Raw genomic sequence first — 16,773 nt, 5'->3', positions numbered from 1 at the left:
ATTATTTTTACTGCTCAGACTGTAGTTCTTCGATCATCGATTTTATTCCTTTTAGTTCTTTACCGTAAAATTTATCGATAAACTTGTGCGTACTTTTTGTTGCAAATCGCCAGAATGGGATAAAAATTATGATGAAAAAGATCAGTACACCAATAATTTGTTCCTGTCCTCCATACTCAAAATAAAACTCTGAAAATGAAACACCTTCCTCTTCTATAATATTCTGCAAAGCGATATACATTCCAAATAACAAAGAGTATGGGATTAATACCTTTAGTTGTTTCGCGTAAATCTGTAGGGACCTGTCTATAAAACTATCTACTTTTTTGAGATATTCTAATGTATTTTGAGTATCAAAAGCCCTTACTTTTTTATAATTCTTTAATGATAGAACAAAGAAATACAACATTGGAAGTACCCCTAATATGACTATAAGAATTCTTCCATTAATTATTAATGGTACTCCTATGGCAGTATAAATAACACCTACAATCACCCATTCTAGCTTACTCTTTTGAAGTATAGTATCCACCAAACTAATCGATTTTTTTCTCTGCTTTTGAGCTGCTAGTTTTACTTCATCTAAAACAGGAGTTGTTTGATGTCCTTTGTTCCAGATGTCTTTTAGATCAAACTCTTCCATACCATATTTTCTTTTAACTGTTTCTTAATCCTATTGATTTTCACTCCTACATTAGATGCCGAAATACCAATTATTTCTGCGATGTCGTTGTAAGAATGGTCTTCTAAATAGAGGAGAATTATTGCTCTATCAGCTTCTTTCAAAGCCTTGATCGCTGTATACAAAGAATCCAATCGTTCTTGGTTCTCGGATGTATCTGTAGTTATGTGATCTATCTTTTCATTGATCTCTACAGCCTTTACCTTTTTATTCTCCTTTTTGAGAATAGATAAACAAGTATTCAGAGTTACGCGATAAACCCATGTAGACAACTTAGATTGTTGTGTATAACTGTCTTTCGATTTCCAAAGTTGTAGACAAACCTCCTGAAAATAATCATCAAATTCTGCTGATGAATTGGTGTAAGCCCTACAAATTTTATAAATGATGGATTTATTACTTTCTATATACTCCTCATAAAATTCAATTGACATATTGATGGTATTTTAATTGACTTCAGTCTGTAGAAAGCTTAAGAATTGATTCAATTTTATATGAATAACTTTATCAAATATTTTTCTCTCTTCAGAGGACCAAGAGATCAAAGTTTCAAAAGATGTAATATCAATTTTCTCCTCATCATATTTCAGTTTTATATAAGTGTTCGCACATAAAAAAGACTCAAATTGAGAATTACCTATAAATGTGCTTCCTGGAAATAAAAGTTTAAAAGTTTTCTTTCCGGAGTGCATAATTTTCAACCCATACTTTTCAGCAATACTTCTTACTAAAGTCTGATATTCTTTATCTTGAGAAGTAAAGATATACGATTCTTTCGCTGTTGATTTATAGAAAAGTGCTTTGTGTAATTGATTTAAGAGCTTCATTTTAATAATTAGTTATTGAAGAATAAAATTTATTGATGAGTTGAAAATCCTCTACCCTCCGGAGTTATTAATAGAAGGATTTTTTGTAACTCAAGTAGTTAGTATCCAATGTGATTGATTTATTACAGATCAATTACTTTTTTTTCAAAAAACAGAAACAAAAAAAATGACCACCTTGATAATCAACAAGGTAGTCATCGCATTCTTTTTTCATTTTTCTAATTATCCCCAAAGATAATCAAGTGTATAAGGGCTGCCTCCATCCGTAAAGATTGTTCCATCAACAAATCTATACTTTTCATTTAAGCGAGCTATTTCTCTTAAGTCCCATGGGGTTAATTGTATCTTCTCAGATTCTAAATTTTCTTTTAAACGGTGTTCATGAACAGATTTAGGGATAGCAACAGTTTCTCTTCTATTTGCCCATGCCAACATTACCTGTGCAGTTGAAGCACCATGTTTATCTGCAATTTCTTTTAATAATTCATTTTCTAAAAGAACAGGCGGATGTACTCCATCCTTTTCCATTAAACTATCTTTTGTACCTAAAGGTGAATATGCTGTAAGAATAATTCCATGTGCATCTGCATACTCCATCATTGTTCTTTGTTGATTCAGAGGATGCATTTCTATCTGATTCACTGCAGGTGGAATTTTAGCATTTGTAAGAATATGTTCTAAGTTGGATACACCAAAGTTAGATACACCAATAGATAATGCTTTCCCACTTTCAACCAATGCTTCCATTGCTTGCCATGTTTCTAAGAGTGGAGCCTCTTCAGAAGTTAAGAATTCTTCTTTTTTCTGCGTAAACTTCACTCCTTTTTTATAGGCAATTGGCCAATGAATGAGATAAAGGTCAAGATAATCAAGTTTTAAATCTGAAAGAGTTTGCTCCATTGCTTTTGGAACATCTTCTTTTAAATGAGAATCATTCCATAATTTACCTGTAATAAAAAGATCTTCTCGCTTTACAATTCCTTGCTCAATAGATTCTTTAATAGCATTGCCTACTTCTGGTTCATTTTCATAGATCGCAGCACAATCAATGTGTCTGTATCCGAGTTTAATTGCTTTCTTAACTGCATCATAGACTTCACCTGGTTTTGATTTCCAAGTGCCTAGACCAATACTTGGGATAGTTTTGCCATTGTTTAATTTAAATGACTTACTCATGTTGTAATAGTTTTATGTGGTTGTTAATTTAATATACGATTTATATTTGGCCAATAAAAAACTAAGTTTTTATATTTTGTCATGCAACTAAAAAATCTTTGTAAGTGTCTTTAAATCAGATTTTAAATTTAAAAAGGTATTCTTTATTTTTATAAAAAATCAAACTTACTCAATCTATATCTATCCACGTCCATGGCTAAACTAATTATTAAAGACTTAAATAAGGTCTACAACAACGGTGTACATGCTCTAAGAAACATTAACCTAGAAATTGAAAATGGTATGTTTGGATTATTAGGACCAAACGGTGCTGGTAAATCCTCTCTAATGAGAACTATTGCAACACTTCAATCACCTGATAGCGGAACTATTGAACTTAATGGCCTAAATGTCCTAGAAAATCAAGATCAATTACGACAAGTACTTGGTTATTTACCTCAAGAGTTTGGGGTTTATCCAAGAATTACGGCTCAAGAACTTTTAGATCACCTTGCCATTTTAAAAGGGGTGACTAACAAAAAAGAAAGAAAAGAACTTATTGGGTATTTACTCCAAAAGGTAAACTTATACGAAAAAAGAAATAAGGCAGTAAAAAGCTTTTCTGGCGGTATGAAACAACGTATTGGTATCGCTCAGGCACTTATTGGCGACCCAAAACTGATTATCGTGGATGAACCTACTGCCGGTCTTGACCCTGGAGAAAGAAATCGATTCCATAATTTGCTGGCAGATGTGGGAGATAGTGCTATCGTAATCCTCTCTACTCATATCGTGGATGACGTACGTGAATTATGTACAGACATGGCAATTATGAGGGAAGGAGAAATTGTTTACAACGGGTCTCCTGAAAATGTAATCAGTGAACTTGACGGTCTTGTATGGCAGAAAATGATCCCAAGAAATGAGTTTGCTAACTATAAAGATCAATACGAAATTATTTCTGATAAAATGGTAGCAGGGAAAACTGTTATCCATGTGCTAAGTAATGTGGATCCTGGTAATGGTTTTAAACAAGTCGAGCCAGACCTTGAAGATGTATTCTTCACAAAAACTTCCCAACAATTTGTAACTAACTAATCTTTCTTTTTCTGTAATGTTTATTGAATTTTTTTCAAAAGAAATCAAAGGGGCTTTAAGACAGCCCATGATCTATATTTTCACCGGTATAGTAGCACTATTATGTTTTGGTGCTACAGCTTCTGACAAAGTTATTATTGGTGGAGCAATTGGAAATGTACATGCCAATGCTCCACAAGTCATTTTAGGATTCAGTGTAATCCTTTCAATTTTTGGAGTCATGTTCGCTGCAGCGTTCTTTAATAATGCTGCATTGAGAGACTTCAGTAATGAGTTTAATGAAATATTATTCTCTGCCCCTATCAAAAAATTTGATTATTTCTTTGGTCGATTTTTGGGTGCCCTAGTATTGTCTACTATTCCATTTCTTGGGATTTACATCGGAAGTATTTTGGGTAGTTTTATTGGCCCTCTAGCCGGATGGATTGATGCTGAAAAGATGGGAGTTACTCCATGGAGTGCATTTATTTGGAGTTACTTCGTTCTTGTTATCCCAAATATGTTAATTGCTGGAACTATAATTTTTGGTTTAGCATCACAATTTAGAAATACGACAATCTCTTTTGTAGGAGCAATGCTTATCATTGTGGGGTATATTCTTGGTTTATCTTTTGCCTCTGACCTTGACAACGAAAAAGTAGCAGCACTAATCGATTTATTTGCCAATAGTGCTGTAAAGTATGAAAGCAAGTATTTTACCCCAGCAGAGAAAAATACAATTCTACCTTCCATTTCAAGTACTATTGGTTTAAACCGACTGATTTGGATAGGCATAAGTACAGGTCTAGTGTATTTGTTTTACTCACTATTTACATTTGAGACAAAGAAATCTGTCAGAAAAGAGAAGAAAGAAAAAGAAACAAACACATCGGTTACCTTTACAAAACCTAAAGTTTCCTATGCATTTTCATCTAGCACAGATTGGATAAAGTTTGCCAGTTTTATGAGAGTAAACCTTATCAGTATTTTTAAGAGTAATACTTTCAAAATCATGATCATTTTCAGCTTGATTATGATTTTTGCTGATCTGCTAGAAGGCTATGAATATTATGGTTTGCAGTCTTACCCTGTAACCTATAAAATATTAGATAGTATCGATAACAGTTCTGCTATTTTCATTATGATTATAGTAGTGTATTATAGTGGTGAATTAATATGGCAAAGTAGAGATGCTCATATCAATGAAGTAATTGATGCTACTCCCCACTCTAGTTTCTTATCATTACTAGCAAATACTCTGTCGATTGTAATCATGGTAAGTATCCTGTTCGGATTACTTACTGTAGTAGGTGTTTTATATCAATTAGGTAATGGATATTTCAACATTAAACTTGATGTATACCTGATCAGTTTCCTATTGACAAGGTTACCTTCTTTTATTGCTTTATCATTAATATTCTCTTTCATCCATGTTGTCATCGATCAAAAATATATTGGTTATGGAGTATCTATTCTAGCCGTTTTTGGTTCAACGATTATTCTGAATATTATGGATATTTCTTCCAATATGTTGATAATTGGAGGTGCTCCATTTATCCAGTACTCTGATATGAATGGATTCGGCCCGAATGTACTTAGTGTGCTTTGGTTTAATCTTTATTGGTTCTTACTAGGCTTAGCCCTGTTGTTGATTGCATCACTAATGTGGCAAAGAGGAACGGCTTCTACATTTAAAGAAAGAGTATTAAATATTAAAAAGAATATGGACTCCAGTTACATGGGAGCAATTTCTTTGGTATTCGTCATTTGGTTGGCTGTAGCCGGTAATATCTATTACAATACGCAAATTCTAAATGACTATAAGACCAGTGATGTAACTGAAGACTTACAGGTAGAATATGAGAAAAAGTACAAACAATACGATGGAATCAATCAGCCTGTAATTACAGATATCAATTATAATATTAGCATTTTCCCGGATGAGCGAAATGTATATTCAGTCAATGAAATCACATTAATTAATAAAGGAAAAACAGCTATCGATAGTATTTTCTTTACTATGAACGATAATTGGGAGACTGAATTAATTCTTACTGGAGCTAAAGAAGTCTTTCATGATGAAGAAATTGGATTCAAAAAGATCTCTCTTTACAAACCGTTACAGGTAGGCGAAGAAATGAAAATGATTATTAAATCTAATTTTATCTCTAAGGGTTTCCATAATAACAGTGCTAATCTCAATATTGTAGAAAATGGTACATTCTTCAACAACTTAGAATTGTTACCTATCATTGGCTATAGTAAAAGGTATGAGCTAGCAGATAAGTTTAAACGTAAAGAACATGGGCTTCCTTATAGAAAAAGAACTCCAGAGCTTTCTGAAGACAACAATCATGACCTTTGTTATAAAAATTACCTTTCAGAAGGTGTTTCTGATTGGGTAAATATTTCGACAACCATCTCTACTTCTGGCGACCAAATGGCTATTGCTCCAGGTTCGATGATTAAGAGTTGGAAAGAAGCAGGACGTAATTACTATACTTACGTTGTCGATCACCCGTCACAATATTTTGCTTCATTCATTTCTGCTGATTATAAGATTGCCAAGAGAACATGGAATGGTATAGACTTAGAAGTTTACTATACTGATGAGCACAAAGTTAATGTTGACAGAATGCTTTCAGCAATAGAAAAGTCATTAAAGTATTATACCGAAAACTATGGTCCTTATTTCCATAAACAGGCTAGAATCATTGAATTTCCAAGGTATAGTACATTTGCACAGGCTTTCCCTGGAACGATGCCTTACTCTGAAGCATTCGGCTTTATCATCAACTTAGAAAATGAAACTGATAACAATATTATTGATGCTGTTATCGCACATGAAATGGCTCATCAATGGTGGGCACATCAAGAGGTTGGAGCCGACATTCAAGGAAGTACAATGCTTACAGAAACATTTGCTGAATACTCTGCTTTAATGGTAATGAAACAAGAATCGGATGATATTAAGATGAAAGATTTCTTAAAATATAATATGAACCGATACCTAAGAGGAAGAACGGTAGAGAAGGAGAAAGAAATGCCTTTATATAAAGTGGAAAATCAAGGGTATATACATTACGGAAAGGGCTCTATAATAATGTATGCACTTCAAAATTATATCGGTGAAGATAGTGTAAATAGTGCTTTAAGAGAATTCCTATCGGAGTTTAGGTACAAAGAACCTCCTTATCCAACTTCAATAGATTTCTTAAACCACCTATCTGGTAAAGTTCCTGATTCATTACAATATATTGTTGATGATTGGTTTAAAGAAATTACACTATACGATTACCGTTTAACGGATGTCAATGTTCAGAAAACAGACTCAGCACAATATACTTATACGCTTAATATCGAGGCGAGAAAGGTAAAATCAGACTCATTAGGTAATGAAGTAGAGTCTCAACTAGATGATTGGGTAGATATTGGATTTTTTGCAGATGCAGACGCAAAAGAATTAATCTATACGGAACGTATTAAGGTCAATCAACCAAAAATTCAACTTCAGTTTACACTCGATCAAAAAGCTGAAAAAGCGAGTATCGACCCTAAGAGATTGTTGATTGAAAGAATATATGATGACAACACCAAGAAAATTAATATCTAATAATCATTGAACTTCTAAAAGGAATCATTGATTCTAAATAAGATTGATATTAAAATTTATATGGGGATAAATGTTTTGAATTATTTTAGTAATTAAAACATTTATCCCCTTTTTATTCACTATCAATATGAGACAATTTTTAGCATTCTGCTGTCTATTATTACTGATGACAACTCAAGCTATTGCACAACATGAAACTCCTTCTTCAGAACATGACTCTTCATCTCCTAAATCACAAAAAGTACATGGAAGAGAAGAAGCGCATGGGTCATTAAAACACCATAGAGTGGCTTTAATCTGGGGACATGGATATATTCCTAAAGGGTTTAATAATTATACAGAAGTACGAACACTAATTATTCCTGTTATTGGTCTTGATTATGAATATTGGTTCTCCCATAAATTTGCTATCGGTATTTCAAATGATTTAGAATTATCGAACTATGTGATCGAAGTAAGTCATGAAGAGGAAGAGTTAGAAAGGGAGTATGTATATGTAGGAGCATTAATGGCTTATTACGAGTTTGCTCACCTTTGGGCTATTGGAATTGGTCCAGGTATTGAAATGGAAAAGAATAGAAACTTCTTTGTAGTAAAAACAAGTATTGAAAAAGAATTCCCGATAAAAGGGGAAGGCGGATGGGATGTAACACCGATGTTCTCCTATGAATTTAAATCCAGTAATGGTCACGGAGTTTATGACGCCATGTGTTTTGCTATTGCAATCGGAAAACGTTTTTAATAAAAAAGTCACACTTTCTTTATGATAAGAAAGTGTGACTTTATATATCGATAGAATAATTATCTTAGAAATTCACTTGCATTTGAAGTCTTAGTAAGTTACCTGCTTGTGCATTTACAGGATTATCATGATCCACATACGTACGGTCAGCAATAGTGTACATAGCTACAAATTCAAACGCTCTGTTTGGTTGCCACTCTACACCGATTTCCCAATCGTTTACAGTATAGCTTCTTGCATCTAATTCAAACTTTTTACCACCATCGTAGTTGATATATCTTACAAATGGGAAAAATGTATGATGCGAATAATGTAGTTTAGCAAATAGCATAGCATAAAACCCTTCAAGGTTTTGTGTTTTAATCACATCTTCTACAGCATCATATTCAGGACCTCTACCATAATTGTATTCCGCTTGGAAACCAATTGGTTGCGGGTACCAAACTACTGTAGCACCAACTCTAGCATCATCAAAGTTAATACCATCAGCATACACTCGCTTCACTTCTCCACCTTCTTCTACTTCTGCTTGCATTCCCTCAGATACATTCGGCAAAACATATTGACCTGTATAACCATGTACTGATACTTCTAATATTTGATCGTTTGAAAATTGGAATGGCCATGAAGCTCTTGCTACTACATGCAAGTTCTCATTTTTATCCTGAGTATTAATACTTTGTCCATTATAAGCACCTAAAGCAAATGTACCATAGTTTCCTGAATGCTTTAAGTTATTCTCTTTCATAAACTCATACACTTTTCTAACTTTTTGAGGTGTATGGTATAAAACAGCCATTAAATCACGCTCGTTAGGTAAAGCTGAGTTGATTGCATCTGTACGGTCCAAAGGAATACGGAATTGAGAAGATTGCATGTTTTCAAAACCGAAAGGTACTTTACTTTGTCCTACTCTAATCCAAGTGGATTTGTGATGATCAAAATAAACATCCATATAAGCATCTCTTAAAGTCGGAGCAGGAGGAGCAAAATCGGCTTGTAAATAAACATATACGTTATCCAATAACCAACCACTCACTTTCATACGAACACGACGTAATGAAATACCTTTATCTGCACCCCAGTTTTTATCCATTTGAGGCACTTCTAAATCTGGGTTTGTTTCAAACAGCCCATTATATCGAGCCTGAATATAACCACTCACTTTAATACGGTCTGTCCAGCTCTTTGGTAATGATTTTTGAATAAGTCCTTCACCGTCTTGTTCAGGTGAATAAGTTGTCGAGGAGTCTAACAATACTTCATTCTCAGCTGCAAAGCTATCTTGGGCATAGTTGTCCCATGATAATAAAAGACCTACTGCTATAACCAGTAGACGAATATGCGAATTTTTCATTGATAATTATTGTAGTATGCGTATGCGAATTGTGCTGCAAGTATATAGGTCGTTTTCCACTTTATTACTATCAAAATAAAGAGTTAACATACAGTTCATATTGAAGAAATATTAAAGAAATAAAAGGAAGGAAAGATGTCTTTTTTGTTACATAGAATAGCATTATTCCTCTATCAGATTGAATTTATGTAACACATCTCTTAATAAAAGTGAGAAAACCTTACATTATGAAACTTTTTCAGAATCACCAATCAATCAGTCTATTGATAAGTGTTATGTGCATAAAAAAGGGCTACCACATATGTAGTAACCCTTTATGAAATCGATATTTATTTTTAAAATCTCATATTATAATATCTTCTTTAAACTTTCTGAGCTACAGATGGTGCTCCTTGTAAGATAGATTTATCTTCAAGACCATCTTCAAACTTCTTAAAGTTCGCAACAAACTTACCTGCCAACTTCATTGCTGTCTCATCGTAACCTTTAAAACCGTTGTCGATCCAAGATTGACGTGCATCTAATGCTTCTTTAGGTACGTTTGGTACTTCAGTAGGTATTTGTACTCCAAAGACTGGATGCTCAACAAACTCTACTTGATCCAACTTACCCTCTAAGGCAGCAGTAATCATTGCTCTTGTATACTTCAATTTAGTACGACCAACTTTGTCTGATGGTCCATTTGACCATCCTGTATTGATCAACCAAATATTAGTATTATGTTCTGTCATTTTCTCCCCTAGTTTTTTTGCATATACTGAAGGGTGTAATGGCATAAATGGTGCTCCGAAACATGCTGAGAACGTTGGTGTAGGCTCTGTGATCCCTGCCTCAGTACCTGCAACTTTTGCAGTGTATCCAGACATAAAGTGATACATTGCTTGCTCTTTCGTTAACTTAGAAATAGCAGGTAATACACCATATGCATCGCATGTTAAGAAAAATATATTCTTAGGATGAGTTTCTGAAACCGATGGGATTTTAGCATTACTAATATGCTCAATCGGATATGAAACCCTTGTGTTTTCTGTTACAACTACATTCGTATAATCCACAACTGATGTACCAGGGAAGAAACGAGTGTTTTCTAGTGTAGCACCAAACTTGATCGCATCCCAAATTTCCGGTTCATTCTTTCTTGTAAGGTCAATTGTCTTAGCATAACAACCTCCTTCAAAGTTATAGATGCCATTTGCAGACCAGCCATGCTCATCATCTCCAATCAAATTTCTATCTGGATCAGCAGATAATGTTGTTTTACCCGTACCTGATAAACCAAAGAAAACAGCAGATTCTCCATCTAAGCTTTCATTTGCTGAACAGTGCATTGGTAAAACATCCTGATCAATAAGCAAAGCATTTAATACGGAGAAAATACCTTTTTTGATCTCTCCTGTATATCGTGATCCACCTACTAAGGCTGCTTTTTCACCGAAATTCAGAATCGAGAAATTACCTTGACGCGTTCCATCTAGGTCTGGATTCGCATTAAAATCCGGTGCTTGTAAAACAACATAGTCCGGCTCACCAAATGATCTTAGCTCTTCATCTGATGGTACAATAAACATGTTATTTACAAAGTGAGAAACAGAAGCAAGAGGGGTTACCACTCTCACCTTTATACGATATGATGGATCGGCTCCAGCATAAACGTTATTTACATATAATTTCTGATTGTCTAATAAGTAATCGACCATCTTACTGGCCAAGCCATTAAATTTGTCTTGAGGGAAAGGCTTATTAATGCTACCCCACCATACTCTGTCTTTAGTGTAGTCGTCTTCTACAATAAAGCGATCCTGTGGTGAACGACCTGTGTACTTTCCAGTATCGCACATGATAGCCCCTGTTGAGCTCAATACGCCCTCTCCATTTTTAATAGCTTCAGCGACAAGTTGAGCAACCGATAAATCGTTACTCACCTGTTTAGATTCCGATAAAAGTTTACTGGCTAATTTGTGTGTTTCTGTCATCGTAATGTGATTTGTGTCCCCCTAGGAAAATTCTAGAAATAGTACAATAATCCCATTATGGGGCGGTGTTGTTTAAAATGTGGTATAAGAGTGATAGGAATGGTTTTATGTGTTGTGTTGTTGATGTGTCCGATCACAATACAAACCTATTACGAAGTAATAAGTGTAAAAATGACTTTTATCAATAACAACTAAAAATTTAATCATCATTATATAATGACAATTAACAAATCTTTATTAACGATTTGTTTTACAGATGTTTACAATAAATTAATTTGAGATGGATTGTATGCTTCCGATGAAAGCATGAACTCTGATAACGAAATTTAATTTTAAAAAGAACTTGAATTGATCCTCAAATGTAGATATTACACTTTATATAACAAAAATTTTCATTTCATTTTTTTAAAAACTCTTCAAAAAAGTCAATTATTGGGATTAAGTAATAGGTTTCTTCTTCATGAAAAACATGATTCTTCTTTCTTCTTTGGATCTGTAACCACAGAGATAATGAGACATCTATATTATCCTTCCACTTTTTTTGCTAAATTTATTTAACCACATATGTTATTTAAATCAATCGATGGAAAATTATCAAGACATTCACGTAAGCTCTGAAGTAGGTACGTTAAGAAGACTATTAATTCACAGTCCAGATGAAGGGATAGGTAAAGTAATTCCGACAAAAGCTCAAGATTGGCTTTTTGAAGATATCGTTCACCTGGACACCATGAGAAAAAAAGAATACGACCTTTATTTAAAGATTCTCCTCTACTTTCTAGATTATAATAAAATTCACAGTGTTATTCATAAAATTGACTTACCAGAAAATGAACGACACTTTTATAAACCCGATAAAGAAAAATACTTCAATTCTGATAAAGTGATAGAGCCACAGGCTTTACTTTCTTCTCTTTTGGATGAAAAAGAACTTCGACAAAGAATGATTGCATCTGTCTGTGCTCATGAAGGAACATCTTATCTATTACAAGAAGAATTAATGGAGCTAGAATCATCTGTTTTGGCAAGAACATTAATCTCAGGTATCCTTCCAGACAAAAGAATGATCTTTCCTCCTATTCCCAATTTAATATTCACAAGAGATATAGGGATCACAGTTAATGATCATATCTTATTAAATAAACCCAAGAAGAAAGCAAGAACAAGGGAATCGATTTTAATGAAGTACATTTTCTTCAATCATTCCATGTTCCAGAATTACACTGATAAAATTATTGAAATCACTGATCCCGAAGATTTTTTCTTATTGGATGAAGAAGAACAAGAAAAGAAACTGGTCACTATTGAAGGTGGGGACGTGATGATGGTCGCACCCAATCACCTACTTGTCGGTGTTAGTGAAAGAACTTCAATCCATGCAGCAAGTAAAGTGATTCATGAAATGCATGATAGAAATATTGTGGAGAAAGTCACTATAGTAAAAATCCCTGCCAAAAGAGCCTACATGCATATTGATACTACCTTCACACAAGTGAAAAGAGATATGTGGGTCATTTTTGGTTCTTTCTCTAAAGAAGGATTAAAGAAAGAAAAAGGAGACTTCATTTCTTCTTTAGGTGGATCTAAAAGTGAAAATGAATTAGAAATACTACAGTATGTAAAAGGAGAAGATTATAATACCCCTATACGTTTTAACTATCTAGAAGATCTATTAAACGACATCAGTGTTAATGACTTAAAGTCTGAATCTCCTACCAAATTTATTTACTCAGGTGATAATGAATTCCCACACGGTAGAAGAGAACAGTGGACAGACTCTTGCAATGTTCTTGCCCTTAAAGAGGGTGTTGTGATTGGTTATGACCGAAATGACAAAACATCGAATGGTTTCAAAAAACAAGGTATGAATGTCATCAAAGCTGCAGACCTTTTAGATCAACTTATAAAAGAAGAGGTACATCCAAATGATATTAGTAACACTTTAATATTGCTACCATCGGCAGAATTATCTAGAGCAAGAGGAGGCTCTCATTGTATGAGTATGCCTATTCTTAGAGATCATCTCTAGACTTACTTCTTACTAAGAAATAAATAGTAGGCATTTACCAAAGCAATAAAACCATTAGAGATGATGACCGGCCAAGCATCTATCATCACACCGTAGATGACAAACACAATACATCCTATTGAGTTGATTATTCTTAGGGTATTTGCCTTCTTAAAAGTAAAAGAAAGCATTAATATTGCTGAGGCGATATAACCTACATATTCAGAATTCATATTCTTATTTTATTAAACAAAATGATGAAACTATTCAAAACTTCTATCACTGTATTTTTTCTACTGATTGTCTCTAATGTATTCGCTCAAAACGAGGTGTATAATCCCGAAGCTGATGCAATGAAAGATATTCAAACAGCAATAAAAGAAGCAAGCAAAACAAATAAACATGTTTTTGTAAAAGTAGGAGGAAATTGGTGTAGTTGGTGTAAACTATATGCAAAATTTTCTCATAACGATGCAGAAATTTCTAAAATCATGGAAGATGAATATGAGACTGTTCTTGTTAATTGGAGTAAAGAAAACAAGAACAAAAAAGCCATGGAATATTTAGGGTACCCTAATAGATTTGGCTACCCAGTCTTCGTGATTCTCGATGGTAGTGGTAAAGTACTTCACATCCAAAATTCTGCTTATTTAGAAAGTGGTAAAGGGTATGATAAAAATAAAGTATTGATGTTCTTGAAAGGATGGACGGTAAAGGCCTTAGATCCGGCAAATTACAACTAAAAGTACCAACATGAAGGGAGTCAATAATGATTCCCTTTTTTATACCACACCATTACCCGCCAATTAGGGAATAAAGAGTTTTTCGAATTAAATCATTAAATTTAAGGGAAAACTTAACGATATTTTCATGACAAGAATATTACAAATTTCACTTCTAATAATTGCTATACCATTTATCATTGTAGCTTGCCAGCCTATAGAATCATATCCTCTTAAAAAGGGAGTGGTTGAATTCAATTGGGAAAAGTGTACAGCACTTACTGCAAGGGTTATTGTTTTAGATCGTTACCCACTAGAACCTCCCGTATATGGCAGAACACAATTACTTACTAGAGCCGCCGATTCTGTGATAATAACACATCATACTTTTGAGTTTAGAGGCAATCTAACTCTTGAAAGATATGATAACCCCGAAAATTTTCAATATGCTTCTTTAAAAAATACGGTATCTGTTACTCATGTAGATACTACTCAAGCAGTCTTATGGGATGTATTGATTACCACTACAAATTAACAAAAAACTAAAAAGAGTAATACAAAATCAAAAGTGTCTATAAAACGCTTATAACAAGTCATTTAAGTGATTTTTTATTCACTATTATAAGACTATCACCAAAAAAAGATGATTTAAAACAGCTTTAACCATAACACAATGCACTTATTGTTAATAAATAATAATACATGAAACATATTATTATTTAATTTGATAGTTTGAATCAATAAATTAAATGAACAAAACGTGTGAATATCCGTGTTGACTAAAAAAATTATCATTTCGAACGTATTCTTATTTCTATGTTTTTTCACTGTCGACTGTCTTGCAGAAGGAATAGATAAAAAGAAGAAAAAAGAAGATCATGATAAAAGCATCATCGAAGGCGAACATCATGAAAACCATTTTGAAGTAGAGCTATCTTATAACAATGGAAATCATTTTGAATTTACAAGCTCTGTATACTTTGCCCATCTAACAAAATTCCAAGGTACAGTAGAATTTACAGGCCATCATTTTGCAGGATGCTTTGTTAGAGAAATTCCTTTAGGACACTCTAAATTTGGTACTTTCGTAGGTGTTGGATCTACTTTTGGTTTTGAAAAAGAAGGTGAAGAACATGGTACAACAACAACTAGTGCACCGCATGCTCCTGATGTAGCTGATCATGATTCTGTACACAGAGATTGGACAGGAAGTGTGATTTTCCAATCTGGCTTAGCTTACTCTGTAGACAAACACTGGAGTACTGGATTTACTTTATCTCCAGGTTTCAATGTAGAAACACATCAGCCTAATTTTGGGATGACACTAGATCTTGTATTTGGTTTTTAGTTGTTAAAAACTGTAATCGTTCTTAATATATTCAAACTATATTGTTTAATACTGAACATAAGTCATAATATTGCGTAGACAGATTTACATACCATAATAAATCTGATCTCTAATAATTACTAATCTTATGTCTTACGCTTTGAATTTAAAAACGTCATTTCTCACCACGTTGCTTTGTATTACGGCTTGGACTTGTTCAATAGCACAAAATACAAGACATGATTATACAGAAGATGAACAAGAAGATCTTACTGTAACAAAAGAGGAGAAGCATCAGGAAGGGCACATCGAGGCAAATCCAGATATATTACATGGTGAAAAGTCTCATCATAATCGTTATGAATTAGAGATTTCTTATAACAATAGTGGCTACTTTGAGTTCACAGGATCTATTTATTTTGCCCATTTGACAAAATTTCAAGGTACCGTTGAATTTACAGGTAAGCACTTTGCCAGTGTTGTTGTTAGAGAAATTCCGATCGGACATTCAAGATGGGGTACTTTTGTAGGTATTGGTGGTACATTTGGTTACCACGATTCACACCATGAAGAAGGAGATCATTATATTGATGTGGATGTAGATGATATCACACACCCTGATGACTACGATAATACTGTAGAAGATGGATCACATAGAGAATGGGGCGGTTCTGTTATTGTTCAGACAGGTTTAGCCTATTCACTAAATAGCCATTGGAGTACAGGTTTCACTTTATCACCAGGTATAGATGTTCAAACCGGAGAACCCACTTTTGGAGCAACACTCGATGTAGTGTTTGGCTTCTAGAAAATAGAAATAGTTGAAAAAAGGTGATTGTTACAGTAGTAGCAATCACCTTTTTTATTTAGTTGCATTCTTGTAATGTAAAACCATCGACTTCATTAAAGAAAGAAAATTCCATTAACTCCGTTTCATCTGTTTCCATCCAATCATACTCACAAGATTGTCTTTTTTGTTTAATATGAAGTACATAATCCTGTGCTTCATTAGGTGATATTTTTGCTGCTTTAGAAATGTTCCCTTTATAAAAGTCTCCATCTGAAGTTCTTCTTTCGAAAGTCATCTTAGTGATGTTTACTTTTACTTCATGCCTAAAAGTTTCATTTAGATTACTTCTTACGTAAGTTTTATATTCGTCAGCAGGGATTACTTCCTTATTTTGATTACATCCTATCAGTATACAATAGAATAAGATTAAGATAACTTTTTTCATTTGCGTAATAATTATTGTTCTTTATCTACCTAAGGGAAAATGTTATGCAAAACCC

General features: G+C 33.7%; 16 protein-coding genes. 8 read left to right on the top strand and 8 right to left on the bottom strand.

The window, feature by feature from the left end:
• Window positions 1-7: 7 nt before the first annotated feature.
• From HGP29_RS03380 to HGP29_RS03365, 4 genes are all read right to left on the bottom strand, one after another.
• Window positions 8-643 (bottom strand): hypothetical protein, encoded by a 636-nt coding sequence (locus HGP29_RS03380; RefSeq protein WP_168880937.1) that lies wholly within the window; start codon window positions 641-643, stop codon window positions 8-10.
• Window positions 625-1,116, bottom strand: a complete 492-nt coding sequence (locus tag HGP29_RS03375) for an RNA polymerase sigma factor (RefSeq protein WP_168880936.1) — start codon at window positions 1,114-1,116, stop codon at window positions 625-627. Before HGP29_RS03375 ends, HGP29_RS03380 begins: the two co-directional genes overlap by 19 nt.
• 12 nt (window positions 1,117-1,128) lie before the next feature.
• Window positions 1,129-1,509 (bottom strand): hypothetical protein, encoded by a 381-nt coding sequence (locus HGP29_RS03370; protein WP_168880935.1) that lies wholly within the window; start codon window positions 1,507-1,509, stop codon window positions 1,129-1,131.
• A 222-nt stretch (window positions 1,510-1,731) separates the two neighbouring features.
• Window positions 1,732-2,685, bottom strand: a complete 954-nt coding sequence (locus HGP29_RS03365; RefSeq protein ID WP_168880934.1) for an aldo/keto reductase — start codon at window positions 2,683-2,685, stop codon at window positions 1,732-1,734.
• 192 nt (window positions 2,686-2,877) lie between these two features.
• Between HGP29_RS03365 and HGP29_RS03360 the strand changes: the two genes are divergently transcribed.
• The 3 genes from HGP29_RS03360 to HGP29_RS03350 all read left to right on the top strand — a co-directional run bounded on the left by HGP29_RS03360 (window position 2,878) and on the right by HGP29_RS03350 (window position 8,096).
• Window positions 2,878-3,762: an ABC transporter ATP-binding protein gene (locus HGP29_RS03360; RefSeq protein WP_168880933.1), complete on the top strand. Its 885-nt coding sequence runs from the start codon at window positions 2,878-2,880 to the stop codon at window positions 3,760-3,762.
• A 67-nt stretch (window positions 3,763-3,829) separates the two neighbouring features.
• A complete protein-coding gene (locus HGP29_RS03355) occupies window positions 3,830-7,354 on the top strand; it encodes an ABC transporter permease/M1 family aminopeptidase (RefSeq protein WP_235958249.1) in 3,525 nt (1,174 codons plus the stop codon).
• 127 nt (window positions 7,355-7,481) lie between these two features.
• Complete coding sequence (locus HGP29_RS03350; RefSeq protein ID WP_168880931.1) at window positions 7,482-8,096, top strand: hypothetical protein; 615 nt, start codon at window positions 7,482-7,484, stop codon at window positions 8,094-8,096.
• 64 nt (window positions 8,097-8,160) lie between these two features.
• Here HGP29_RS03350 and HGP29_RS03345 read toward each other — a convergent pair whose 3' ends face one another.
• Window positions 8,161-9,453: a porin gene (locus tag HGP29_RS03345; RefSeq protein ID WP_168880930.1), complete on the bottom strand. Its 1,293-nt coding sequence runs from the start codon at window positions 9,451-9,453 to the stop codon at window positions 8,161-8,163.
• A 362-nt stretch (window positions 9,454-9,815) separates the two neighbouring features.
• Window positions 9,816-11,426, bottom strand: coding sequence for a phosphoenolpyruvate carboxykinase (ATP) (pckA, locus tag HGP29_RS03340; RefSeq protein WP_168880929.1), 1,611 nt, complete (start codon window positions 11,424-11,426; stop codon window positions 9,816-9,818).
• A 583-nt stretch (window positions 11,427-12,009) separates the two neighbouring features.
• On the opposite strand from pckA, the gene HGP29_RS03335 reads away from it, so the two are divergent.
• On the top strand, window positions 12,010-13,455 hold the full coding sequence (locus HGP29_RS03335) for an arginine deiminase family protein (RefSeq protein ID WP_168880928.1): 1,446 nt from the start codon (window positions 12,010-12,012) through the stop codon (window positions 13,453-13,455).
• A 2-nt stretch (window positions 13,456-13,457) separates the two neighbouring features.
• Here the strand turns inward: HGP29_RS03335 and HGP29_RS03330 are convergent, their stop codons facing one another.
• Window positions 13,458-13,667, bottom strand: a complete 210-nt coding sequence (locus tag HGP29_RS03330) for a YgjV family protein (RefSeq protein ID WP_168880927.1) — start codon at window positions 13,665-13,667, stop codon at window positions 13,458-13,460.
• A 21-nt stretch (window positions 13,668-13,688) separates the two neighbouring features.
• On the opposite strand from HGP29_RS03330, the gene HGP29_RS03325 reads away from it, so the two are divergent.
• From HGP29_RS03325 to HGP29_RS03310, 4 genes are all read left to right on the top strand, one after another.
• Window positions 13,689-14,177: a thioredoxin family protein gene (locus HGP29_RS03325; RefSeq protein WP_211093187.1), complete on the top strand. Its 489-nt coding sequence runs from the start codon at window positions 13,689-13,691 to the stop codon at window positions 14,175-14,177.
• A gap of 127 nt (window positions 14,178-14,304) precedes the next feature.
• The gene (locus HGP29_RS03320) at window positions 14,305-14,691 is read left to right on the top strand and encodes a hypothetical protein (protein WP_168880926.1); all 387 of its coding nucleotides are present in this window, start codon (window positions 14,305-14,307) and stop codon (window positions 14,689-14,691) included.
• A gap of 237 nt (window positions 14,692-14,928) precedes the next feature.
• A complete protein-coding gene (locus HGP29_RS03315; protein ID WP_168880925.1) occupies window positions 14,929-15,504 on the top strand; it encodes a hypothetical protein in 576 nt (191 codons plus the stop codon).
• Window positions 15,505-15,631: 127 nt separating this feature from the next.
• Window positions 15,632-16,291 carry a hypothetical protein gene (locus tag HGP29_RS03310; RefSeq protein WP_168880924.1) on the top strand — a complete coding sequence of 220 codons (660 nt, stop codon included), beginning with the start codon at window positions 15,632-15,634 and terminating at the stop codon, window positions 16,289-16,291.
• Between the two features lie 58 nt (window positions 16,292-16,349).
• Here the strand turns inward: HGP29_RS03310 and HGP29_RS03305 are convergent, their stop codons facing one another.
• Entirely contained in the window at window positions 16,350-16,718 is a 369-nt protein-coding gene (locus HGP29_RS03305; RefSeq protein WP_168880923.1) for a hypothetical protein, read from the bottom strand.
• Window positions 16,719-16,773 lie beyond the last annotated feature (55 nt).

This window comes from Flammeovirga agarivorans (assembly GCF_012641475.1).
Lineage (GTDB): Bacteria > Bacteroidota > Bacteroidia > Cytophagales > Flammeovirgaceae > Flammeovirga > Flammeovirga agarivorans.
This window is presented reverse-complemented; position numbering and strand designations above follow the sequence as displayed.